Source organism: Pseudomonas sp. DWP3-1-3b3 (assembly GCF_049896305.1).
In the GTDB taxonomy this organism is placed as follows: Bacteria; Pseudomonadota; Gammaproteobacteria; order Pseudomonadales; family Pseudomonadaceae; genus Aquipseudomonas; species Aquipseudomonas azotoformans_A.
The window spans coordinates 690,631-713,994 of record NZ_JAFCUA010000001.1 but is presented as its reverse complement, the minus strand read 5'-3'; the positions used below and the strand labels follow the sequence as shown (position 1 = coordinate 713,994).

Below are 23,364 nucleotides of genomic sequence, written 5' to 3'. Positions count from 1 at the left end.
CTTTTGGCGGCTTGTGTGGTTAAGGCCTGCTGTGTATCTTGATCAGCCTTTGGCCGTTTGGGCGGCCCGAATTCTATTTTTACGCGATTGGCCCCACGCGGCGAATCCGAGCATCATCTCTATAAAAAATTGAGGAGCACATCAATGCGCGTCATTCTGCTGGGAGCTCCCGGGGCCGGTAAAGGTACTCAGGCAAAGTTCATCACTGAAAAGTTCGGCATTCCACAAATCTCCACTGGCGACATGCTGCGTGCGGCCGTCAAGGCTGGCACCGAGCTGGGCCTGATCGCCAAGAGCGTGATGGACAGCGGTGGCCTGGTGTCCGATGACTTGATCATCAACCTGGTCAAGGAACGCATCAGCCAGGAAGACTGCAAGAACGGTTTCCTGTTCGACGGCTTCCCACGCACCATTCCCCAGGCTGAAGCCCTGGTGAAAGCCGGCGTTGAGCTGGATGCGGTGGTTGAAATCGCGGTGGAAGATGAAGAGATCGTCCAGCGCATTGCCGGTCGTCGCGTTCACGAAGCCTCTGGCCGCGTGTACCACACCGTCTACAACCCGCCAAAAGTCGAAGGCAAGGACGATGTGACCGGCGAAGACCTGGTACAGCGTAAGGACGACACCGAAGAAACCGTGCGTCATCGCCTGTCGGTCTATCATTCCCAGACCAAGCCGCTGGTGGACTTCTACCAGAAGCTGTCTGCTGCCCAGGGCAAGCCGAAGTACAGCCACATTCCTGGCGTCGGTTCGGTTGAAGCGATCACGGCCAAAGTGCTGCAAGCACTGAGCTGATCGCTCCACCGGCTTCACGGATAACGGCCCGCTTGCGGGCCGTTGTTGTTTATACTGGCGCACTTTTTTTCGACTTGGACACCCACACCGATGAGCACCCTGCTGGCCCTGGACACCGCGACTGAAGCTTGCTCCGTTGCCCTGCTGCACGATGGCAAGGTCACGAGCCACTACGAGGTGATCCCGCGTCTGCACGCGCAGAAGCTGTTGCCAATGATCAAGCAACTGTTGGAAGACGCAGGCACTACGCTGGCTGCGGTGGATGCCATCGCCTTCGGCCGTGGTCCGGGTGCGTTTACCGGTGTGCGTATTGCCATTGGTGTGGTGCAGGGCCTGGCATTTGCGCTGGAACGCCCGGTATTGCCGGTATCCAACCTGGCCGTTCTGGCCCAGCGCGCCTTGCGTGAACATGGCGCTCATCAGGTTGCGGCGGCTATCGATGCACGCATGGATGAGGTGTATTGGGGTTGCTACCGCGAAACGGCAGGCGAGATGCGCCTGGTGGGTGTAGAAGCCGTGCAGCCGCCTGAGTCGTCCGTATTGCCGGGTGATGCCAGCGGTGACTGGTTCGGTGCTGGCACCGGGTGGGGTTATGGGGAGCGCATCGCTGTGCCATTGGTTGGCAGAGACGCGGCGATGTTGCCCCACGCTGAGGATCTATTGACCCTCGCGCGCTTCGCGTTCGAACGGGGAGAGGCGATTCCAGCCGACCAAGCGGCTCCGGTTTACCTGCGCGATAAAGTGGCGCAGACCAAGGCCGAGCGCGGGATTATTTGACGTCAAAAATGATGGCAATTTGGGGCTAAATTCACCAATCGTCAGAATTTGCCCCCCGTTTTAAACCTTTTTCAAATTATGTGTTCTAGTTATCACCAGAGCATTTGCGCACCACGGATGATGCTGCCAAAATGCCATTACTGATAGCGAGTTCGCGCCCATGCGTATTGATGGCTTTTCCTCACAGTCCTACCCAATCAAGCGCAAGCCGCGTAAGGCAAACGTCACGGTAGACGAGTCTGTCGAGGATTCGCCGGACTTCATCGAGGTCCAGTCCGACGCGCAGGCCAACGCTCAAGCCCGTATCAGCGGTCTTCCCGCCCGTCAGCAAGACATGGTCTTCCCGCGTTCCATGAGCAAAAGCGTCGCCACCGCCCTGGCCAGCTACCTGACCACCGCCGGTTTTGTCGAATGGGATATGGAAGTGCTGGGCCTCGACATCCACATCTGATGCGCCTGCCTTACTACCTCGGTTGCCCGTCCTGGAGTGAAAACGCCTGGCGCGAGTACCTGTACCCCGCCGATGCCCGTTCCAGCGACTACCTCGCGCTCTACTCCCAGGTCTTCAACGCCGTTGAAGGCAACACCACGTTCTATGCACGACCCTCGACCGCCACGGTGCAACGCTGGGCTGAAATCATGCCCGACGATTTCCGTTTCACGGCCAAGTTTCCCGGTGATATCAGCCACAGCGGCAACCTGATTGAGCAGCTACCGGCTGCCGAAAGCTTTGTGGGCTTGATGAGCCCTCTGGGTGAACGGGTCTCGCCGCTGTGGTTGCAGTTGCCCGCGACGTTCACACCGCAGCGTCTGGGGGAGCTGGCAGGCTTCATTGATGGCTTGGAGCGGCCCATGGCGGTGGAAGTGCGTCATTCGGAATTCTTCGCCAAAGGTGATGCCGAGCGCATGCTTAACCGCTTGTTACGGGACCGGGGCGTTGAGCGCATCTGCCTGGACCCGCGTGCGTTGTTCAGTTGCACGTCTACATCGGCCGCCGTGCTGCACGCCCAATCGAAAAAGCCCAAGGTGCCGCCACGGCCGGCGGCACTGACGCAATTTCCCCAAGTGCGTTTTATCGGTCATCCCGAATTGGAAGCCAACGACCCGTTCCTGGTGCCGTGGGTGGAAAAAGTCGCCGGCTGGATCGAAGAAGGCCGCACCCCCTACGTGTTCCTGCACACCTCGGATAATCGCCTAGCCGCACAACTGGCCCTGCGTTTCCACGACCAGCTGACGTTGCGCCTGCCGTGTCTGCCGCCGCTGCCGACCTTGGATCGTGCTCCCGCCGTGGAGCAACTGGGGTTACTCTAGGGCTCCTTTTCCCGCCAGGAGCCAGACATGGATGCCCAAACCCTTCGCGCCGAAACCTTCAAGGCCTTGCACCAGCGTGACCGCGCGTTCGTGATGCCCAACCCGTGGGATGCAGGATCCGCCGTGATGCTGGCCAGCCTGGGGTTTGAAGCCCTTGCCACCACCAGTGCGGGCTACGCATTCAGCCTGGCGCGCCCGGATGCGGAAGGTGCGTTGTCCCTGGACGACACCTTGATCAACGCCCGCATGATTGCCCAGGCCACGGCGTTGCCGGTAGCGGCGGACCTGGAGAACGGCTTCAGCGACACCCCCGAGGGCTGCGCCCAGACCATCCTGCGTGCCGCCGCCACCGGTATCGTCGGCGGCTCCATTGAAGACGCCACGGGCATTGCCGCCGACCCGATCTATCCTTTCGAGCTGTCCGTCGAGCGCGTCGAAGCTGCGGTCGCCGCCGCGCGCAGCCTGCCATTCCCGTTCACCTTGACGGCCCGTGCGGAAAACCTCCTGCATGGTCGCCTGGATTTGCCCGACACTATCCGCCGCCTGCAAGCCTACGCCGAAGCCGGTGCCGACGTGCTGTATGCGCCGGCCCTGCGCAGTGCCGAAGAAGTGCTGGCGGTGGTCAAGGCGGTGGCGCCCAAGCCGGTGAACGTGTTGATGTCCGGCGGCTTGAACCTCAGCGTCGCGCAGCTCAGCGCGATGGGCGTGCGGCGGATCAGCGTCGGCTCGGCCCTGGCGTTGGCGGCCTATGGCGAGTTCTATCGTGCGGCTCAGGAGGTGTACGAGCTGGGCACGTTCACCTTTACCGAACGCAAGATGCCCTTCAGCCAGGCCAACGAGTTCTTCAAGGGTTAAAGGGTGCGCTTTTTCAACGTGATGGGCGTGCTGCTGATCCTGGCGGGCGGTTTTGCCGTTGGCGTCTGGCGTGGCTGGGTGCCGCTGCCGGCCGATTGGAACCCGTGGGCCCCGCTGGATGTGCGCGCCAGCCCGAACCTGTTGACCCGCTACAAGCTGGGGCGCCTGCAGGATGACCCGGCGCTGTGCGACCGGGTGCTGGAAACCTCGGGCCTGCGCGTCAGCCATCAAGCCGATACGCCCGCTGATGCGGCGTGTCCGCTGCGCAATACCTTGCGCGTTCAGGGGGCTGCGGTTGGCCTGAGCAGCAGTTTTCTCGCCAGTTGCCCGCTGGCGGTGGCGTTCGCCCTATTCGAGCGCCACAGCCTGCAACCGGCGGCCCAGGCGGTGTTCGGCCAGGCGGTGACGCGGGTCGATCATCTGGGCAGCTTTGCCTGCCGCAATATGTACAACCGCGCCGAAGGGCGACTCAGCCAACATGCGTCCGCCAATGCCCTGGACATCGCCGGTTTCCGCTTGGCGGACGGACGCAGTATCAGTGTGCTCAAGGATTGGCCGGGGGAGGGCGACAAGGCGCGGTTCCTGCGTCAGGTCCGCGACAGTGCCTGCGATGATTTCAACGTGGTGTTGAGCCCGGACTACAACGCCGCGCACCGCAACCATTTCCATCTGGACATGGGGCGTTGGTGGGTGTGTCGCTGAGTGTCAGGCGGCCAGGCGCAGGTTCTGGGTAACCAATGGGCGCGCCCAGTAGTAGTCGAAGTCGAGCGCCTTTTGCTGAGCGACCAGTTCTTCAGTCGGGTACGGGGTGGCGGCCGGCGGCAGCAGGTCCAGTTCGAATTCGGCGATGGGCAGGTGCAGTGGGCGTGGCTCCGGCGCCGGGCCTGGCTCTGGCAGCGGTTCGCCAGCGGTGAGCACAATCGGGCGGACCCAACCGCTTTCGAAGTTCTGCTGGCGCTGCTGGGCGACAATTTCCTCTTCCGGGAACGGCGTGGCAGCCGGTGGCAGCAGCTCGGTTTCGAACTCGGCGATTGGCAGGAACAGCGGTTCCGGCGGGGCGATTTCGGTGTCTTTCACGTCGCACTCACGCTGGGTGAGGATCTGCGACAACAGGTCGGCGCCGGCGCTGGGTTCTACCGCTGGGTCCGCCGGTGCCTGCGCCTGCACAGCCAGCGCGTCCGGCGTATCGCCGAGCTGCTCGGCCAACGCACGGGCGAAGAAGTCCTGCCACACATGACTCACCCCGGCCAGCGCTTGGGTATTGCGCAGGCCGTAGTGGTTGTGGGTCGGCAGTACACCGATGGTTAGGGGAAGAATGTCTGACATTTTTCTCGATCGACGCTCAGCTCTGGCAAAATACCTGACTGTTGTTTTTATCGGCCGCTGTTTGCCGATCCTTAATATTTTTGAGCGTAGCGATTGATGAGCGAACAACCAGCGGCCAGCCGCATCCAGGTCGAGGCCTTGGGCGAAGCGTTCCAGGGCCGTGCCGAGCATTGGGCAACACTGCTCGGGTTGCCGATGCACCTGGCGGATGCGGACTTTTCCCTACAAGTGGGCGAGCACGGCCTACAGCTGCAACAGCTCGGGCCTGACGCGCCGGGGCCGGTGCGGGTGGACTTTGTCGAAGGCGGCGCGGCGCATCGGCGCCTGTACGGTGGTGGCAGCGGGCAGATGATCGCCAAGGCCGTGGGCATCGCCCAAGGCGTGCGTCCACGGGTGTTGGACGCCACGGCTGGCCTGGGCAAGGACGCCTTCGTGCTGGCCAGCCTGGGCTGCGAGATGAGCCTGATCGAGCGCCAGCCGCTGATCGGCGCCTTGCTTGAAGATGGTCTGGCGCGTGGCGCGGATGATTTTGAGGTAGCGCCGATCGTGGCGCGCATGAAATTGCTCAAGGGCAACTCCATCGACGTGATGCGCGACTGGGAAGGCGAGCCGCCCCAGGTGATCTACCTCGACCCGATGTTTCCACACCGTGAGAAAACCGCCCTGGTGAAGAAGGAAATGCGCCTGTTCCGGCCACTGGTGGGGGATGATCCGGACGCGCCAGCGCTGTTGGCTGCCGCCTTGGCCCTGGCCAGCCACCGTGTGGTGGTCAAGCGTCCGCGCAAGGCACCGTGCATCGAAGGGCCTAAGCCGAGCCATGCGTTGGACGGCAAGTCCAGCCGGTATGACATCTATCCGAAAAAAGCGCTCAAGGTTTAAGCGGCAAGCAAAAGCGCTTTCAACTTGCAGCTAACCGCTTGCCGCTGCCTCCCTCCTATACGCCCGCATAAACAACCCCACCACCTCCTGCACATGGGCTTCGGCGGCTTCTTCACTCAGTTGCCCGCCGCAGCCATACAGCAAGCAGAAATTCGCCGTGCCCTTGAGCAGGCAGAAGAAATGCTCGGCCGCCGTAAAGGGTTTGTCGATGCTCAGTGCGCCGCTCTGGTCGATCTTGCGGAGCAGGCGTTCCATGCCTTGCAACATGCGCATGGGACCGGCCTCGAAGAAGATCTGCGAGAGTTTCACGTCCTGATTGCCGGTGGTCATCATCAGGCGATGCAGGTTGACCGATTCCTCGCTGTTGATCAGGCGATGGAACCCCCGCGCGATATTCAGCAACACAGTCTCCACGGGCATGCCCGCAGGCAACTCGAAGTACATCACCGGCAGTTGCTCTTCGCACTTGGCCACCACTGCGGCGGTGAACAAGGTCTCTTTGTCGTTGAAGTGGCTGTATACGGTCAGTTTCGACACGCCGGCCTCAAGGGCCACGGCATCCATGCTGGTACTGGCGTAGCCATTGCTCAAAAACAGGGTTTTCGCTGCTTCGAGGATTGCCTGGCGTTTTGCCATGTCCTTGGGGCGCCCGGGGCTATTGGTGTTCAGGGGATTGTCGGACATTTTCACCTTTAATACTGGACTGGTGAGTTTGGTATTAATAACATACCCGCCAGTATAATTATTCTTAGCTTCATTTGCGAAAGGTCCTACAGCATGCGCAGTACTTTCCTGCCCTTTGCGTTGCCTGTCAGTCTGGTCTTCCTGTTGGCCGGGTGCGGCCATGAAGAAGCGACCCAGACCACCCTCCGTCCGGCCATGGTGGTGCAGCCACAGCCTTCTGCACAGTCGATGGACAGCTACCCCGGTGAAGTGCGCGCCCGTTATGAGCCAGACCTGGCCTTTCGCATCGGCGGCAAAGTCAGCAAGCGCTTGGTGGAAGAGGGCGAGCGGGTCAAGGCCAATCAGGCGCTGGCCGAACTCGATCCTCAGGACGTGCGCCTGCAACTGGAAGCCACACGTGCCCAAGTCGCCGCCGCCGAGGCCAACCTTAGCCTGGTGCGCGCCGAGCGTGACCGCTACAAGACCCTGATGGACCGTCAGATGGTCAGCCGCTCCCAGTACGACAATTCCGAAAATCTCTATCGATCCGGTGAGGCCCGTCTCAAGCAGATCAAGGCCGAGTTCGACGTGGCCAGCAACCAGGCCGGCTATGCGGTGCTGCGTGCGCCACAGGACGGGGTGGTGGCCAAGCGTGCGGTGGAAGTCGGCCAGGTGGTGTCCGCCGGCCAGACCGTGTTCACCCTCGCTACCGATGGCGAGCGCGAAGTATTGATCAGCCTGCCGGAGCAGGGTTTTGGTCGTTTCAAGATCGGCCAGCCGGTATCGGTCGAGCTGTGGAGCCAGCCCGACCAGCGCTTCAGCGGCCGCATTCGTGAGTTGTCGCCGGCTGCCGATCCAAAGTCGCGTACGTTCGCTGCCCGTGTGGCGTTTACCGGCGGCAAGGTCCCGGCCGAACTGGGCCAGAGCGCCCGCGTGTTCATACAGGTCGACGGCGATATTCCACTCTCGGTCCCACTGTCGGCCCTCAGCGCGGAGAACGGTGCGTCCTACGTGTGGCGTGTACAGCCGGACAACACCCTCAAGCGCACACCCGTGCGCATCGGTGCCTTCGGTGAAAAAACCGTTCCGGTACTGGAGGGTTTGAGCGCCACGGACTGGGTCATTGCTGCGGGTGTGCATGTGCTCCATGAGGGCCAGCAAGTGCGCCCGGTGGATCGCTCCAACCGTGTGGTGAATCTGGCGGCCAAGGAGTAGTCCCCGATGGGTTTCAATCTTTCCGAATGGGCGTTGCGTAATCGCCAGATCGTACTGTTCCTGATGATCCTGCTGGCAGTGGTCGGCACCTTGTCCTACTCCAAGCTGGGACAAAGCGAAGACCCGCCGTTCACCTTCAAGGCCATGGTGATCAAGACCAACTGGCCCGGCGCCACGGCCCAGGAAGTCTCGCGGCAAGTCACCGAGCGCATCGAGAAAAAACTCATGGAGACCGGTGAGTACGAGCGCATCGTCTCGTTCTCGCGCCCCGGCGAATCCCAGGTCACCTTCATGGCCCGTGACTCCATGCATTCGGCGCAGATTCCCGAGCTGTGGTACCAGGTGCGCAAGAAGATCAGCGATATCCGCCAGACCTTGCCGCCGGATATTCAGGGGCCGTTCTTCAACGACGAATTCGGCACCACCTTTGGCAATATCTACGCCCTGACCGGCGATGGCTTTGATTACGCCGTACTCAAGGACTACGCCGACCGTATCCAGATTCAGCTGCAGCGCGTGGCGGATGTGGGCAAGGTCGAGCTGCTGGGCCTGCAAGACGAGAAGATCTGGATCGAACTGTCCAACCTCAAGCTGGCCACCCTCGGTTTGCCGCTGGCGGCGGTACAGCAGGCGTTGCAGGAACAGAACGCCGTCTCCACCGCCGGGTTCTTCGAAACCCCGAGCGAGCGTGTGCAACTGCGGGTTTCGGGCAACTTCAAGACCGTGGAAGAGATCCGCAACTTCCCGATTCGCGTAGGCGATCGAACCTTCCGCATCGGCGACGTGGCCGACATCCACCGTGGCTTCAATGACCCACCGGCACCGCGCATGCGCTACATGGGCGAAGACGCGATCGGCCTGGCCGTGGCCATGCGCGACGGCGGCGACATCCTGGTACTCGGCAAAGCCCTGGAAGGCGAATTCGCACGCCTGCAGAAGAACCTTCCGGCCGGCATGGAGCTGCGCAAGGTGTCGGACCAACCGGCAGCGGTGAAAACCAGCGTCGGCGAATTCGTGCAGGTACTGGCCGAAGCGCTGGCCATCGTGTTGCTGGTGAGTTTCTTCTCCCTCGGCGTGCGTACCGGCATGGTGGTGGCCCTGGCGATTCCGCTGGTGTTGGCGATGACGTTTGCCACCATGTATTACCTCGGTATCGGCCTGCACAAGATTTCCCTCGGCGCGTTAGTGCTGGCGTTGGGTTTGCTGGTGGACGACGCGATCATTGCCGTGGAAATGATGGCGATCAAGATGGAACAGGGTTACGACCGGCTCAAGGCCGCGAGCTTTGCCTGGACCAGCACTGCGTTCCCGATGCTCACCGGTACGCTGATCACCGCAGCGGGCTTCCTGCCGATTGCCACCGCGCAATCGAGTACCGGCGAATACACCCGTTCGATCTTTCAGGTGGTGACCATTGCGTTGCTCGCCTCCTGGGTGGCTGCGGTGGTGTTTGTGCCGTATCTGGGGGAAAAACTCCTGCCGGACCTGGCGAAGATTCATGCCGCCAAGCACGGCACCGATGGTCCGGATCCCTACGGCACACCTTTCTATCAGCGTGTAAGACGCCTGGTGGAGTGGTGCGTACGTCGGCGCAAAACCGTGATCGTCCTGACCCTGTTGCTGTTTATCGGCTCGGTGGCGCTGTTCCGTTTTGTGCCGCAGCAGTTCTTCCCGGCTTCTGGCCGTCTGGAGCTGATGGTCGATCTGAAGCTGGCCGAAGGGGCTTCCCTGAGCAACACCGCCGACCAGGTCAAGCGCCTGGAAGCCTTGCTCAAGGAACACGCGGGCATCGACAATTACGTGGCTTACGTCGGCACCGGTTCGCCGCGTTTCTACTTGCCGCTGGATCAACAGCTGCCAGCCGCCAGCTTTGCCCAGTTTGTTGTGCTGGCCAAAACCATCGAGGAGCGTGAAAGCCTGCGCACCTGGCTGATCGAAACCCTCAACGAACAATTCCCCGACCTGCGCTCACGGGTCACGCGCCTTGAAAACGGCCCGCCCGTGGGCTACCCAGTGCAGTTCCGTGTAACCGGCGAACATATTGAAGAAGTCCGCGCCCTGGCTCGGAAAGTTGCGGCGAAGGTTCGCGAAAATTCCCACGTGGTCAACGTGCACCTGGACTGGGAAGAACCGAGCAAGATCGTCTACCTCAATATCGATCAGGATCGCGCGCGCGCCCTTGGTGTGAGCACTGCCAACCTGTCGAAATTCCTGCAGAGTTCGTTGACCGGCTCCAGCGTCAGCCAATACCGCGAGGACAACGAATTGATCGAGATCCTCCTGCGCGGCACCGTGCATGAACGCACCGAGCTGTCGTTGCTGCCCAGCCTGGCGGTGCCGACCGACAATGGCAAAAGCGTAGCGCTGTCGCAGATTGCCACCCTCGAATACGGTTTCGAGGAAGGCATCATCTGGCACCGCAACCGCCTACCGACGGTGACCATCCGCGCAGACATCTATGGCAAGGAACAGCCGGCGACGCTGGTCCAGCAGATTCTGCCGACCCTTGAAGGCGTACGTGCCGAACTGCCAGATGGCTACCTGCTGGACGTTGGCGGCACCGTCGAGGACTCGGCCCGTGGCCAGAACTCGGTCAAAGCCGGCGTGCCGCTGTTTATCGTGGTGGTGCTGACTTTGTTGATGCTGCAACTGCGCAGTTTCTCACGCACCGCCATGGTATTCCTGACAGCGCCGCTGGGGCTGATCGGTGTGACGCTGTTCCTGCTGGTATTCCGCCAGCCGTTCGGCTTTGTGGCCATGCTGGGGACTATCGCGCTGTCCGGGATGATCATGCGTAACTCGGTGATCCTGGTGGATCAGATCGAACAGGACATCAAGGCAGGCCTGGCGCCCTGGCAAGCAATCATCGAGGCGACCGTCCGACGTTTCCGCCCGATTGTGCTGACAGCCCTGGCGGCGGTGCTGGCCATGATTCCGCTGTCACGCAGTGTGTTCTTCGGACCTATGGCCGTGGCGATCATGGGCGGATTGATTGTGGCGACGGCGCTGACACTGTTGTTTTTACCGGCCTTGTACGCAGCCTGGTTCCGGGTCAAGCCACCGGCCGTGTAAAGAGTTGTCGTAGGGGATTTCACAAAGCAGATACGGAGGCGGGAACGCTTCCAAGACGAGGGGCCACTCATTGATTACCTGATTGCCAGGTCTTTCGCCGGTAGGGCTTCACCCCTGCCGGTGGGAGCTTAAATCTGATGATTCAAGGAGTGCTCATGAAAATTGATGTCAATATCAGCTCTTCCCGGTCCGCGTGCAACAGCAACCCCTGCGGACCCAGCAAGCCTGAACCGGCCAAGCCTGACCCTTGCAAGGACTCTTGCAAGCCCGGCAAGAGCCTGGCCATCGGCTTCGGTGTCATGCCCCTGGGCATGATCGCGTTTGGTGGTCTTGGCCTAGGAAAGTTCTTCTGATCGTAGAAGAACCGCTTGAAACCAGGCAGGTGAGCCCCCCACACCTGCCTGGGTTTATTTTCGGTTTACAGCGCGCCGAAGACTTTCTTCGCCAGGCTGGTCGCGGCCGCCGCGGGGTTCTCGCGAATGGTTTCTTCCTGCTTGGCAATCATCTTGAACAACCCGTCCAGCGCCTGTTCGGTCACGTAGTTCTCAACGTTGGCGCTCTTGGCATCCACTGCACCAAAGGCTGCGGCTTTGCCGGCCAGGGCGTTGTATTGCTGGGCGACGCCGACCTTGTCGGTTGCGGCCTTGACGATCGGCAGGAACTTGGCGCGGATCTGTTCGCGGCTGCTTTTGTTGAGGTACTGGGTAGCTGAGTCCTGACCGCCACTGAGAATGCCCTTGGCGTCCGTCACGCTCATGTTTTTCACGGCGTTGACCAGGATCGGCTGAGCCTGGGTCACGGCGGTTTCGGCGGCCTTGTTCATGCTGGTTTCCAGCTGGGTCACCTGGTCGCCCATGCCGAACATTTTCAGTTTGTCGGCAACTTTGCCCAGCTTGCCGGGCAGGCCGATCTTCACTTCCGGGTTGTTGCTGAAACCACCGGGTACGCCCAGTTGCTTCACGGCGATCTGCGCGCCTTGGGTCAGGGCGTCCTTGAGGCCGCCACTGGCGTCGCCTTGGGACAGGCTGCTCAAGTCCAGGGCCATGGCGTTGGCGCCGAACAGCAGGCCGGCACACAGGGCAGTAAGACGAAGGGAGTTACGGAGCATGGGCGCTTCCTTTTTGATCTGGCTTAAGTTCTAGAGACTGTCAGTGGGCGACAGCATCAACCCGCAGGCGCAGCGGTTGCACGTCCTGGCCATTGAGCTGCACAGCGTGGCGTTCGGTGGTGATAAACAGTAGCTTGCCCTCCACTTCGATGCGAGCGCTCACCGAGTAAGTGTGGCCGGGTTTGACTTGCGCCGGGTCGTAGCTCAGGTGAAACGGCAGCGGCACCTGGCCTTTGACCGGGCCTTTCTGCTCGGCCAGGGTCACGGCCGGGGCGTCCATCAGCGACACGTCTTGCAGGCTGACGCTCAAGGTCGCGGTCGGTGGCAGGGCGATGCGTTGCAGGTAGAACACTTCGCCATCAAGGCTGGCTTTAGGGGCAGGGCTCATGGATTGGCAGGCTCCGAGCAGGGCAGTCAGGCCCAGGAGGATGATTTTTTTCACGGTGTTGCTCCTTTTCAACGGCGCCGGAATCCCTCCGGCGCCTCTTTAAATCTAGCGGGTTTCTTCAGGTGCAGTGGCTTCGGGTTCGACCGGTGCTTCAGCGGCGCCATCCACACGATGCAACGCCACCTGGCGGATCGACAGGCGAATCTCCGCCGGCAACACGCGCTTGGCCGCGCCTTCGGCCAGTTCGCCGAGCAGGTCGTGATAACTCAGCTTGCCGGCTTCGTCGCGGCGCAGCACATCTTGCTCCAGCAAGGTCTGGATGAAATGTCGGAAAAGGCTCTTGTCGAAGAATTCCGGGGCGTTGAGGCCATGCAGGATCGACAGGCGCTGGGCCATGATCGTGCACAGGTCTTCCAGTTCTTCGGCGCTGATGCTGTTCTGGCCGCTGTTGAGCAGCAGCGAAATCGCCATGTAGAAGCGTTGCAGGGTCTGGGCGATGCTCTTGGACAGCAGCGTCAACAGCACAAAGTGCCGCGAACTCGGCGCCGGACGCAGGTACACGTTGTTTTCGAAACGCAGCAGGCCTTGTTCGACAAAGGCCTCCAGCCATTGGTCGATCACCGTGTCCAGCTCTTCCAGCGACCAACGGATAAACAGCTCCGATTGCAGGTACGGGTACAGCGCGTGGGTGTAGCGCAGGATCTGGTCGCGGCTCATCCGCGAACTGCTCTGGAAGAAACTTGCCAGCAGCGCCGGCAGGGCAAAGATGTGCAGCACGTTGTTGCGGTAATAGGTCATCAGGACGGCGTTCTGCTCGTCCAGGTACAGAATCTTGCCCAGGGCATCACTCTGTTCCGACAGCAGGTCCATGTCCTTGACGTGCTTGATCAGCGCCAGGCCATCGCCTTCCGGCAGAGTGGTATGGGGCGAGTAGGGCACGCGGCGCAGCAGCGCCAGGTACAGGTCTAGCTGGCGCGCCATGGCCTGTTCATCCAAGGCCAGGCGGGTGGTGGACAGCAGCGCCAGAGCCACCAGGTTCACCGGGTTCACCGCCGCTGCTTCATTCAAGTGGCGTGCCACCTGTTCGCCGAGGCGGTTGGTGGTTTCGTTGAGCCAGGCGGGTTTATAGTTCGGGCCCAGTTCTTGGGAACGCCAGTCCGGTTGTTCGTTGTCGAGGAATTCGGCCAGTTTGATCGGCTCGCCGAAGTTGACCGCGACCTGGCCAAAGCGCTGCTTGAGCGCGCCGACCACTTTGAAAATATCGAAAATTGACTCTTTCTTCTTGGTCGCGCCGCGCAGCTCGCCCAGGTAGGTGCGGCCTTCGAGTACGCGCTCATAACCGATGTACACCGGCACGAACACGATCGGCATGCGCGAGGAGCGCAAGAAGCTGCGCAGGGTGATCGCCAACATGCCGGTCTTCGGCTGCAACATGCGCCCGGTGCGTGAGCGACCGCCCTCGACGAAGTACTCCACCGGAAAACCCTTGGTGAACAGGGTGTGCAGGTATTCGTTGAACACCGAGGTGTACAGCGGGTTGCCCTTGAAGGTGCGGCGCATGAAAAACGCACCGCCACGGCGCAGCAGGCTGCCGATCACCGGCATGTTCAGGTTGATCCCGGCGGCGATGTGCGGCGGCGTCAGGCCGTTCTTGAACAGCAGGTAGGACAGCAGCAGGTAGTCGATGTGGCTGCGGTGGCAAGGTACGTAGATCACCTCGTAACCCTGGGCAACCTTTTGCACACCTTCGATGTTATTGACCTTGATGCCGTCGTAGATCTTGTTCCAGAACCAGCTCAGCACCACCTCGAGGAAGCGGATCGCGGTGTAGGTGTAGTCCGAGGCGATCTCGTTGCCGTAGCGCAGGGCCTGGGCCTTGGCTTTTTCCGGGCTGATCTTCTCCCGTTCGGCCTCATCGGCAATGGCCTGGCGCACCAGCGGCATGTTGACCAGGCCCTTCACCAGGTTGCGCCGGTGTGACAAATCCGGACCGATGACCGCCGTCTTCAGGTTACGAAAGTGCACGCGCAGGATGCGTTGGGCCATGCGCACGGTGCGTTCGTGGCCTTTATTGTGCTCGATCAATTCACGCAGGTTGATAGGCGCAGAGAATTGCACCCGGGTCTTGCGACCGAGGATCAGGATGCTCAACAGGCGGCGCAGACGTCCGGTGACCGCCCAGCTGTCGGCAAACAACAGCTTCCACGGGCTGGACTCGCTCTCAGGGGATTGGCCCCAGAACACGCTCACGGGAATGATTTGTGCATTCTCTTCCGCGTGTTCGGTGAGGGTGTTGACCAATCGGGTCAGGGTAGGGGGGGCTCCGCGCTTGTCCTGGCGACCGAGCCAGTCCGGCTCCGGCGTGAGGTAGAAGAACGCCGCCGGCTCCATCAACGGGCCGACCGATACCGGCAGCACCGGGCGTGGCAGGCCGGCCTTGGTGCACTCGGCGTCGACCACGGCCAATTCGGTGAGGGAAGGCGATTGCAGGACGTAGAACACCGGCCGGCTGCGGTCCAGGTTAAGGGTCAGGGACGACTGGTTGATCGTCTCCGAGCGAACCCAGAGGTACAACAGTCGGCGCAAGGTGCCGAACACTAGACGGCGGAACGGGGAGCGGGTCATAGGCGTGCTGCTTCAAGTGGAAAAAACCGAGCAGGCGCTCGGGCGGGTAGTGTGCCGTATTCGCCGAAAATCGGCAAAAAAGCAGCGATGTAAACTTGAGTTGATCGTTTTTGAGCCTGTCTTATACTCGGCAGTTCAATGCGAGCGACTCAACAATAAAAATGCATGTGGGAGTAAGACAGATGGCAACGCGTGAAACCGGCAATGTGAAGTGGTTCAACGATGCAAAGGGCTATGGCTTCATCCAGCGCGAAGACGGCAAGGACGTGTTTGTGCACTACCGCGCCATTCGCGGTGACGGCCACCGCTCCCTGGCCGAGGGCCAGCAGGTGGAATACGCCGTGGTGACCGGCGAGAAGGGGTTGCAGGCGGAGGATGTGGTGGGGCTTTGAGCTAGAGTCATGCAACGCCGCTGAACCCATGTGGGAGCGAGCAAGCCCGCTCCCACATTTGATTGAGTTCACAACTCAGGTCTTATGCGGTTTTCCAGGTGATTTCTTCTTCGCCATCCGCGCTGATGCGCATCCAGTGATCAGCGCTTTCTTCACCTTCTTCCTCAACCCAAGTCCCCGGCGCGCAACGCACTTCCACGTTCAGCGCAGCAAATGCAGCGCGGGCGCAGGCGATGTCGTCATCCCACGGCGTCTGGTCGCTTTCCAGGTACAGGCTGTTCCATTTACCGACGGCTTTGGGCAGCCAGGTAACCGGCACATTACCGGCCTTGCATTTGTAGGTCTGACCTCTCTGGACCCAGTCGGAGCACGGGCCCAGAGCGGCGCCCAGCCAGGCGGCGATGGCCTTGTGGTCGACGTCGGCGTCCTTCAGGTAAATCTCGATATCGGGTTGGCGCATGGATGTTCCTCGTTGCGGGATTCGAAAATCCATTCGCGGATGCTGGAAAGTCAGTTATTGAAGCACGAAATAGTCGTAGCGCATCGACACAGTGACCACCAGCGGCTCGGCCGCTTCGATCACCTGTGCGCGACGCTCGGCGCTGGCACGCCAGCCGTGGGGTGTCATGGCCAGCAGGTTGGCGCGGTCCTGGGGCTCGGCCAGGCTCAGGGTAAATTCCAGCGTCTCGCTGTGCGCCAGGCTCATGCCGTCCGGCACCAGAGCCAGGTGCTTGTCGTCGGTGTACTCGCGCACTTCGTCGTACAGGCGTTCGCGCAGCTCCATCAGGTGGCCGCTGGTCGGGCCGACCTTCATCAAGCCGCCGCCGGGGCTGAGCAGGCGCTTGGCCTCTTCCCAATCCAATGGGCTGAACACGCTGGCGAGAAACTGGCAGCTGCCTGAGGCCAACGGCACACGGGCCATGCTGGCGATCAACCAGGTCAGCGACGGAGTGCGCTTGCACGCCCGCTTGACCGCTTCCTTGGAGATATCCAGCGCGTAGCCGTCGGCGCGGGGCAGGGCGTCGGCGATCTGCGCGGTGTAGTAACCCTCGCCGCAACCGATGTCGACCCAGCGCGCCGGGGCACGCTCGGCGGCCAGTTCGGCCAGGCGCTTGGCCACCGGGGCGTAGTGCCCGGCGTTGAGGAAGTCGCGGCGCGCTTCCACCATCGCCAGGTTATCGCCGGGGTCGCGGCTGTTCTTGTGCTGCACCGGCAACAGGTTCAGGTAACCTTGGCGTGCGCGGTCGAAACGGTGTCCGGCCGGGCACGCCACGCCATTGTCCACCGCGTTCAGCGGTGCGCTGCAAAGGGGGCACGCGAGCATCAGGCGAGCAACTTGATCAGGGTCTGGTAGTAGATCTCGGTCAGTACATCGAGGTCGCTGGCCAGAATGCGCTCGTTGACCTGGTGGATCGTCGCGTTGACCGGGCCCAGTTCGACCACTTGGGTACCCAACGTGGCGATGAATCGCCCATCGGAGGTCCCGCCACTGGTGGACGCCTGGGTCTCACGCCCGGTGATCGCCTTGATGCTGGCCGAGACCGCATCCAGCAACGCGCCCGGTTCGGTGAGGAACGGCAGGCCCGACAGCGCCCACTCCACATGCCAGTCCAGGCCATGTTTATCGAGGATCGCCGCGACACGCTGTTGCAGGCCTTCAACGGTGGATTCGGTGGAGAAGCGGAAGTTGAACACCGCCGTCAGGTCACCGGGAATCACGTTGGTCGCGCCGGTGCCGGAGTTCAGGTTGGAGATCTGGAAGCTGGTCGGCGGGAAGAAGGTGTTGCCGTCATCCCAATGTTCGGCGGCCAATTCGGCCAGTGCCGGCGCAGCCAGGTGGATCGGGTTCTTCGCCAGGTGCGGGTAGGCCACGTGGCCTTGCACGCCGCGTACGGTCAGGGTCGCGCCAAGGGAGCCGCGACGGCCGTTCTTGACCACATCGCCCACCAGGGTGGTGCTCGACGGTTCGCCGACGATGCACCAGTCCAGGCGCTCCTTGCGTGCCGCCAGGCGTTCGATCACGGCTTTGGTGCCATGGTGCGCCGGGCCTTCTTCATCGCTGGTGATCAGGAAGGCTACCGAGCCCTTGTGGTCCGGGTAGTCGGCGACAAAACGCTCCGACGCCACCAGCATCGCCGCCAGGCTGCCTTTCATGTCTGCTGCGCCACGCCCGCAGAGCATGCCGTTTTCATCGATCAGCGCGTCGAACGGGTCGTTCTGCCAGGCCTGTACCGGGCCGGTCGGCACCACGTCGGTGTGGCCGGCAAAGCACAGCACCGGGCCTTCGTGCTTGCCGTGGGTGGCCCAGAAGTTGTCCACATCTTCGATGCGCATTGGCTCAAGCGCAAAACCGGCGTCGCCCAGGCGCTGCATCATCAGCTTCTGGCAATCGGCGTCGATCGGCGTGACCGACGGGCGACGGATCAGGTCGATGGCAAGTTGAAGGGTCGGCGAAAGGTCGGCATGGGCCGTCATGGGGGGAACTCCGGAGCTTTTATAAATGAGCAGGCAAGGCGCACAAAACGGCCGTTATCTTATAGCAAAACGGCGGCCAGAGGCCGCCGTTTAGTGCATTGCGCAAGTTTTTACGCCGCTGGCGCGGGTTCCGGCGCCGCCGCAGGTTTGGGCAGCGAAGACAGGAACGCCATGATCAGTGCCGCCACATACGGCAGCGACTGCACCAGCAACATCACCACCCAGAAGCGGATGTCATTGCTTGGCAGGCCCTGCACCAGGTAGATCCCCAGCGCCGCGCCCCACAACAACAGCATGATGAACATTTCTTCGCGCGCTTCGGAAATCGCTACCCAGAAACCATGGTTATCCGCGTTTTTCGGGGTACGGAAGAACGGAATGCTGGTGGTGAAGAAGCCATACAGCACCGCCTTGGCGATGGTGTGCGACAACGCCAGCCCGGCCAGGGCCGCACAGAAAGCATCCTTCAAGTTCACGCCTACCGCACGACGGTAGAGGAAGATGATCTTGCCGACCTTGAACACGAACAACGCCAACGGCGGGATCGCGAAAATCAGCAGCGGCGGGTCAACCCGCGTCGGCACGATGATCATTGCCGCCGACCACAACAACGCGCCGACGGTGAAGAAGATGTTCATGCCATCCGCCACCCACGGCAACCAGCCCGCGAGGAAGTGGTAGCGCTGGCCACGGGTCAGCTCGGTGTCCTTGCCGCGCAAGAGGCTTGCGGTGTGACGCTTGATGATCTGGATCGCGCCGTAGGCCCAGCGGAAACGCTGTTTCTTGAAGTCGATAAAGGTATCCGGCATCAAGCCCTTGCCGTAGCTGTCGTGGTAATACGCCGCCGACAGGCCTTTCTCGAATACGCGTAGGCCCAGTTCGGCATCTTCGCAGATACACCAGTCGGCCCAGCCCAGTTCTTCAAGCACCGAGCGACGGGTCATGGTCATGGTGCCGTGCTGGATGATCGCGTCACGGTCGTTGCGAGTGACCATGCCGATATGGAAGAAGCCCTTGTATTCCGCGTAGCAGAGCTTCTTGAAGGTGCTTTCGTTCTGGTCGCGATAATCCTGCGGCGACTGCACCACGGCGATTTTCGGGTCGGCGAAGTGCGGCACCATATGCTTGAGCCAGTTCGGCGACACGCAGTAGTCCGAGTCGATCACCGCGATCACTTCGGCGTCCTTGGCGGTGTGCGGAATCAGGTAGTTCAGCGCGCCACCCTTGAAACCGGCCAGGGGCGAGACGTGGAAGAACTTGAAGCGCGGGCCCAGGGTTTCGCAGTAGTCGCGCACCGGTTCCCATACCGCCGGGTCCTTGGTGTTGTTGTCGATGATCAGGACTTCGTAGTCCGGGTAATCGAGGGCGGCCAGGGCGTCGAGGGTCTGTTTGACCATCTCCGGCGGCTCGTTGTAGCACGGCACATGGATCGACACTTTCGGACGGTAGTCCGAATCGCCTTCCACCGGCAGGAATTCACGTCGACGCTTGTGGGTCCACACCGCTTCCGCCAGTTCGTGGGCTTCGGTCAGCAACACGATAAACACGCCGAGCGCGCCGAGGGCGAGCAGGATGCCCACGGTGACGCTGAACCAGGTGCTGTATTGCTGGCTGTAGTCGTAGCCGATCCACACCAGCACCGAACCGCAGAGGAACGCGATAAAGGTCAGGAAGGTGCGACCACGCTGGCGCAGGGCCGAGCCGTCGATCATCAGCAGGGTCAGGGACAGCAGGGCCAGCACCACCGAACCAATGGCCAGCACGCGCCATTGCGGGATTGCGACCACGGGCCCTTCAAAGTTGAATTTCTGCTGGCGTGCGGCGTTATACACGCCCCAGTAAGCGCCCGCCGAGCCTTCGTCGCTGACTTTCCACGGCTGATCGAAGGCCTCGATCACAAAGTAGTTGAAGCCCTGGCGGTTCAGTTTGTTCACCAGCGTGCGCAGGTAGATCGCCTGGTCGGCGGGGGAGGTTTCATTACCCCCGCGCATACGGCCGTTGCTCGGCCAGCCGACTTCCGACAGCAGCAGCGGTTTTTTCGGGAACAGTTTCTTCAGGTCCCGGGCACGGTCGAGTACGTATTGGCCGGCCTTGTCCATCGGGATGTATTCCCAGAATGGCAGGATGTGCGCGGCGATCAGGTCGACGTGCTTGGCCAGTTGCGGGTTTTTCTCCCAGATGTGCCATTGCTCGGACGTGGTCACCGGCACTTTCACGGCGGCGCGCACCCGGTCCAGCAGCACGATCAGCGCTTCTGGGGTGATTTCTTCACGGAACAGCGCTTCGTTGCCGACCACCACCCGCACGACACTGCGCGAGCTGTTGGCGATTTCGATGGCGCGCTGGATTTCCCGCTCGTTGCGCTCAAGGTCCGGGCTGATCCAGATCCCCAAGGTCACACGCAGGCCGAATTCTTCCGCCAGCTTGGGGATATCCCCCAGAGTGCCGTCGACCGAGTAGGTACGGATGTTGTCCGTCAGCTTGCTCATGATCTCGAGGTCGCGACGCATCTGGTCGTCGGTCGGGTACTGGTCTTTCTGCGGGTACTGGCCCTGCTGGAACGGCGAGTAGGAAAAACCGGAGATCTGTTCAGGCCAGTTGGGGGTGGTGACGGGGCGGTTGATCAGCGCCCAGAAACCGGTGAACAGCGCGGCGATTGCCAGCACGATCACCAGATTGAGTCCAAATTTACGCGATGCCATGGCTATTTCGGGTTCCAAAGGGTGTGGAACGAAAAGAGGTGTCGGCCTGCGCCGAACGGCGCGCATCCTACACCGGCCCTTCCCTGACCGTACAGCAAGCAGAGAAAAACCGGACTTTAGTCAGCGAAAGGCCATCTAAGTTCTTTACTTGTAGCTTGTCGCTTCGAACTTGTCGCTCTGTAGTCCATAATGCGCGCCGGTTTTTGGGGTAATGGTCATGAGCACAGAAGATCCGCGGTTTGCAGGCGTCGCCCGCTTGTATGGCATTGAAGGCCTGGAACGCTTGAAAGCAGCCCATGTGGCCATCGTCGGCGTTGGCGGCGTAGGCTCCTGGGCGGCGGAAGCCGTGGCCCGTTGCGGGGTGGGCGAGATTTCGCTGTTTGACCTGGATGACGTCTGCGTGAGCAACAGCAACCGCCAGTTGCACGCGCTGGACAGCACCGTGGGCAAGCCCAAGGTCGAGGTGATGGCTGAACGCCTGCGCGGCATCAACCCGGATTGCACCGTGCATGCGGTGGCGGATTTCGTGACCCGCGACACCATGGCCGAATACATCACACCGGACATCGATTGCGTGATCGACTGCATCGACGCGGTCAACGCCAAGGCCGCGCTCATCGCCTGGTGCAAGCGCCGCAAGATCCAGATCATCACCACCGGCGGCGCCGGCGGGCAGATCGACCCGACGTTGATCCAGGTCTGCGACCTGAACCGCACCTTCAATGACCCGTTGGCGTCGAAAGTGCGCTCGACCCTGCGCCGCGACTACAACTTCTCCCGCACCGTGACCCGCCATTACAGCGTGCCGTGTGTGTTTTCCACCGAACAGCTGCGCTATCCGAAGCCGGACGGCAGCATTTGTTTGCAGAAGAGTTTTGTCGGGGATGGCGTGAAGCTGGACTGCGCGGGTGGTTTTGGTGCGGTGATGATGGTGACGGCCACGTTCGGCATGGTGGCGGCCACCAAGGCGGTGGACAAGATTGTGGCCGGGGTGCGCCGGCCTTCCGAGCGGATCAAACCCGCCTAGATCTCACTGCTGAACATAGATCCAAATGTGGGAGCGGGCTTGCTCGCGAATGCGGTGACTCAGTCAATGATGTACCTACTGACACTGCGCTTTCGCGAGCAAGCCCGCTCCCACATTTAGTTTTGTGTAAGGCTTAATGCCCGCATACGCTGCAGCACAGCGTTCAGGCCATTGCTGCGCGACGGTGACAGTTGGCGGGACAGCCCCAACTGTGCAAACCAGTCAGGCAGATCCACCGCCTGCAATTCTGCGGCGGACAGGCCATTGACCCGCGCCAGCAGCAACGCCACCAACCCACGAATCATCCGTGCCTCGCTGCTGGCGGCGAACTGCCAGTGACCATCGCGCAAATCTGCGACCAGCCACACCAGGCTTTCGCAGCCCTGTACGAGATTGGCGTCGACTTTATCCTCATCGGCCAGGGCAGGCAGGCGCTCGCCCCATTGCATCAGCATCCGCGCGCGCTGCTCCCAGCTGCCGACGGCCTTAAAAGCCTCAAGTGCGGCTGCGGCATCCACCGGTAAGCTCATCGCAGCATATCCAACGCTTGATCCAGCGCTTCAAAGAAGCGTTCCAGGTCATCGGAATCGTTATACAGCGCCAGGGACACGCGAATCGCCCCCGACAGATGCATCGCCTTGAGCAACGGCATGGCGCAGTGATGCCCGGCGCGCACGGCAATGCCTTGCTCGGTCAGCAGGTGCGCGAGGTCGGCGTTATGCACGCCATCGACCACAAAGCTGACCAGCGCCACCTGCGGCGAACCCAGCACGCGCACGCCATTGCGTGCCTTGAGCCCGCGCAACAGGTAGTCATGCAACGCCGCTTCATGGGCGATTACTGCCGGCTGATCCAGCGAACTCAGGTAATCCAGGCTGGCGCCCAGGCCGATCACGCTGGCAATCGGCGGGGTGCCGGCCTCAAAGCCCAGCGGCGCCGGGCGGAAGCTGGCGCTGTGGTAATCGGCCTGTTGCACCATCTCGCCGCCGAACTGCCAGTGGCGCAAGTGGTGGAGGGCGTCGTTACGGCCAAACAGCACACCGACGCCGTCCGGGCCATACAGTTTGTGGCTGGAAAACACATAGAAGTCGCAACCCAGCGCCTGCACGTCGTGACGACCATGGACGATGCCTTGGGCGCCGTCGATCACGGTCAGGGCGCCGTGGGGCTGGGCGAGTGCCAGCAGGGCTTCCAGTGGCTGCCAGGCGCCGAGCACATTCGACAGCTGGCTCACTGCCAGTAATCGCGTGCGCGGGCCGATCAGCTCGGCAGCGGCAGCCAGGTCGATCACGCCGTCATCAGCCAGTGGCAGTACCACCAGGTTCAGTGCGCGACGCTTGGCCAGTTGCTGCCAGGGCAGCAGGTTGGCGTGGTGTTCCAGGGCGCTGATGACAATCTCATCGCCCGCATTGAATAAGTGCTCAAGACCATAGGCCAAGAGGTTCAGCGCTGAAGTTGCGCCGTGGGTGAATACGATCTGCCCGCTGTCGCCTGCATTCAACCACTGCGCGACCTTGCTGCGGCTGTCTTCAAACGCCTGGGTCGCATGGGCGCCTGGCAAATGCTGGGCGCGGTGCACATTGGCTGCGCCGTTGGCGTAGTAATGGCTGATGGCATCCAACAAAGCCTGGGGTTTTTGCGTGGTGGCGGCGTTGTCCAGGTAGGTCTGGTCTTGCCGTTGCAGGGTGGCGATGGCCGGAAAGTCGGCGCGCCAGGGGGAGGGCACTAGCATGGTGTTCAAGACTCGTATAAGCGAG

At 61.6% G+C, this 23,364-nt stretch carries 23 protein-coding genes; 12 read left to right on the top strand and 11 right to left on the bottom strand.

The window, feature by feature from the left end:
- Positions 1-144 precede the first annotated feature (144 nt).
- From adk to ACP7BX_RS03530, 6 genes are all read left to right on the top strand, one after another.
- Entirely contained in the window at positions 145-792 is a 648-nt protein-coding gene (adk, locus tag ACP7BX_RS03555; RefSeq protein ID WP_010212617.1) for an adenylate kinase, read from the top strand.
- A gap of 90 nt (positions 793-882) precedes the next feature.
- Positions 883-1,569 (top strand): tRNA (adenosine(37)-N6)-threonylcarbamoyltransferase complex dimerization subunit type 1 TsaB, encoded by a 687-nt coding sequence (tsaB, locus tag ACP7BX_RS03550; protein ID WP_426129848.1) that lies wholly within the window; start codon positions 883-885, stop codon positions 1,567-1,569.
- Between the two features lie 160 nt (positions 1,570-1,729).
- A complete protein-coding gene (locus ACP7BX_RS03545) occupies positions 1,730-2,020 on the top strand; it encodes a hypothetical protein (RefSeq protein WP_016979856.1) in 291 nt (96 codons plus the stop codon).
- Positions 2,020-2,880: a DUF72 domain-containing protein gene (locus ACP7BX_RS03540; RefSeq protein ID WP_426129846.1), complete on the top strand. Its 861-nt coding sequence runs from the start codon at positions 2,020-2,022 to the stop codon at positions 2,878-2,880. The genes ACP7BX_RS03545 and ACP7BX_RS03540 overlap by 1 nt, the downstream gene beginning before the upstream one ends.
- A 27-nt stretch (positions 2,881-2,907) precedes the next feature.
- Complete coding sequence (locus ACP7BX_RS03535) at positions 2,908-3,735, top strand: isocitrate lyase/PEP mutase family protein (RefSeq protein ID WP_426129844.1); 828 nt, start codon at positions 2,908-2,910, stop codon at positions 3,733-3,735.
- Positions 3,736-3,738: 3 nt separating this feature from the next.
- Complete coding sequence (locus tag ACP7BX_RS03530; protein ID WP_426129842.1) at positions 3,739-4,437, top strand: extensin family protein; 699 nt, start codon at positions 3,739-3,741, stop codon at positions 4,435-4,437.
- Between the two features lie 3 nt (positions 4,438-4,440).
- Here ACP7BX_RS03530 and ACP7BX_RS03525 read toward each other — a convergent pair whose 3' ends face one another.
- A complete protein-coding gene (locus ACP7BX_RS03525; RefSeq protein WP_177111028.1) occupies positions 4,441-5,061 on the bottom strand; it encodes an energy transducer TonB in 621 nt (206 codons plus the stop codon).
- 96 nt (positions 5,062-5,157) lie between these two features.
- Between ACP7BX_RS03525 and ACP7BX_RS03520 the strand changes: the two genes are divergently transcribed.
- The gene (locus tag ACP7BX_RS03520) at positions 5,158-5,940 is read left to right on the top strand and encodes a class I SAM-dependent methyltransferase (protein WP_426129840.1); all 783 of its coding nucleotides are present in this window, start codon (positions 5,158-5,160) and stop codon (positions 5,938-5,940) included.
- A 30-nt stretch (positions 5,941-5,970) separates the two neighbouring features.
- Here ACP7BX_RS03520 and ACP7BX_RS03515 read toward each other — a convergent pair whose 3' ends face one another.
- Positions 5,971-6,624 (bottom strand): TetR/AcrR family transcriptional regulator, encoded by a 654-nt coding sequence (locus ACP7BX_RS03515; RefSeq protein WP_426129838.1) that lies wholly within the window; start codon positions 6,622-6,624, stop codon positions 5,971-5,973.
- 93 nt (positions 6,625-6,717) lie between these two features.
- On the opposite strand from ACP7BX_RS03515, the gene ACP7BX_RS03510 reads away from it, so the two are divergent.
- The 3 genes from ACP7BX_RS03510 (at position 6,718) to ACP7BX_RS03500 (ending at position 11,243) form a co-directional block, all read left to right on the top strand.
- On the top strand, positions 6,718-7,818 hold the full coding sequence (locus tag ACP7BX_RS03510; protein WP_426129836.1) for an efflux RND transporter periplasmic adaptor subunit: 1,101 nt from the start codon (positions 6,718-6,720) through the stop codon (positions 7,816-7,818).
- Positions 7,819-7,824: 6 nt separating this feature from the next.
- Entirely contained in the window at positions 7,825-10,890 is a 3,066-nt protein-coding gene (locus ACP7BX_RS03505; RefSeq protein ID WP_426129834.1) for an efflux RND transporter permease subunit, read from the top strand.
- A gap of 155 nt (positions 10,891-11,045) precedes the next feature.
- The gene (locus ACP7BX_RS03500) at positions 11,046-11,243 is read left to right on the top strand and encodes a hypothetical protein (protein ID WP_314525420.1); all 198 of its coding nucleotides are present in this window, start codon (positions 11,046-11,048) and stop codon (positions 11,241-11,243) included.
- 65 nt (positions 11,244-11,308) lie between these two features.
- On the opposite strand, the gene ACP7BX_RS03495 is transcribed toward ACP7BX_RS03500, so the two are convergent.
- The 3 genes from ACP7BX_RS03495 to plsB are packed head-to-tail and all read right to left on the bottom strand — an operon-like array spanning position 11,309 to position 15,011.
- The gene (locus ACP7BX_RS03495; RefSeq protein WP_033902808.1) at positions 11,309-11,998 is read right to left on the bottom strand and encodes a DUF4197 domain-containing protein; all 690 of its coding nucleotides are present in this window, start codon (positions 11,996-11,998) and stop codon (positions 11,309-11,311) included.
- 40 nt (positions 11,999-12,038) lie between these two features.
- On the bottom strand, positions 12,039-12,440 hold the full coding sequence (locus ACP7BX_RS03490; protein ID WP_033902807.1) for a YbaY family lipoprotein: 402 nt from the start codon (positions 12,438-12,440) through the stop codon (positions 12,039-12,041).
- A 51-nt stretch (positions 12,441-12,491) separates the two neighbouring features.
- A complete protein-coding gene (plsB, locus tag ACP7BX_RS03485; protein ID WP_314525424.1) occupies positions 12,492-15,011 on the bottom strand; it encodes a glycerol-3-phosphate 1-O-acyltransferase PlsB in 2,520 nt (839 codons plus the stop codon).
- 182 nt (positions 15,012-15,193) lie between these two features.
- On the opposite strand from plsB, the gene ACP7BX_RS03480 reads away from it, so the two are divergent.
- Positions 15,194-15,403 (top strand): cold-shock protein, encoded by a 210-nt coding sequence (locus tag ACP7BX_RS03480; RefSeq protein ID WP_032891681.1) that lies wholly within the window; start codon positions 15,194-15,196, stop codon positions 15,401-15,403.
- Positions 15,404-15,485: 82 nt separating this feature from the next.
- Here the strand turns inward: ACP7BX_RS03480 and ACP7BX_RS03475 are convergent, their stop codons facing one another.
- The 4 genes from ACP7BX_RS03475 to ACP7BX_RS03460 form a co-directional block, all read right to left on the bottom strand.
- Positions 15,486-15,863 carry a hypothetical protein gene (locus ACP7BX_RS03475; protein WP_426129831.1) on the bottom strand — a complete coding sequence of 126 codons (378 nt, stop codon included), beginning with the start codon at positions 15,861-15,863 and terminating at the stop codon, positions 15,486-15,488.
- Between the two features lie 54 nt (positions 15,864-15,917).
- Positions 15,918-16,727 carry a putative RNA methyltransferase gene (locus ACP7BX_RS03470; protein WP_269133062.1) on the bottom strand — a complete coding sequence of 270 codons (810 nt, stop codon included), beginning with the start codon at positions 16,725-16,727 and terminating at the stop codon, positions 15,918-15,920.
- A complete protein-coding gene (dapE, locus tag ACP7BX_RS03465) occupies positions 16,727-17,878 on the bottom strand; it encodes a succinyl-diaminopimelate desuccinylase (RefSeq protein WP_028619141.1) in 1,152 nt (383 codons plus the stop codon). The genes ACP7BX_RS03470 and dapE overlap by 1 nt, the downstream gene beginning before the upstream one ends.
- A 110-nt stretch (positions 17,879-17,988) precedes the next feature.
- A complete protein-coding gene (locus tag ACP7BX_RS03460) occupies positions 17,989-20,580 on the bottom strand; it encodes a glycosyltransferase (RefSeq protein ID WP_314525436.1) in 2,592 nt (863 codons plus the stop codon).
- Between the two features lie 217 nt (positions 20,581-20,797).
- On the opposite strand from ACP7BX_RS03460, the gene tcdA reads away from it, so the two are divergent.
- Positions 20,798-21,607, top strand: coding sequence for a tRNA cyclic N6-threonylcarbamoyladenosine(37) synthase TcdA (tcdA, locus tag ACP7BX_RS03455; protein ID WP_177076230.1), 810 nt, complete (start codon positions 20,798-20,800; stop codon positions 21,605-21,607).
- Positions 21,608-21,723: 116 nt separating this feature from the next.
- On the opposite strand, the gene ACP7BX_RS03450 is transcribed toward tcdA, so the two are convergent.
- Together ACP7BX_RS03450 and ACP7BX_RS03445 are read right to left on the bottom strand one after the other, a co-directional pair.
- Positions 21,724-22,137, bottom strand: a complete 414-nt coding sequence (locus tag ACP7BX_RS03450; RefSeq protein ID WP_426129828.1) for a SufE family protein — start codon at positions 22,135-22,137, stop codon at positions 21,724-21,726.
- Positions 22,134-23,339 carry an aminotransferase class V-fold PLP-dependent enzyme gene (locus ACP7BX_RS03445; protein ID WP_426129826.1) on the bottom strand — a complete coding sequence of 402 codons (1,206 nt, stop codon included), beginning with the start codon at positions 23,337-23,339 and terminating at the stop codon, positions 22,134-22,136. Before ACP7BX_RS03445 ends, ACP7BX_RS03450 begins: the two co-directional genes overlap by 4 nt.
- Positions 23,340-23,364: the final 25 nt, after the last annotated feature.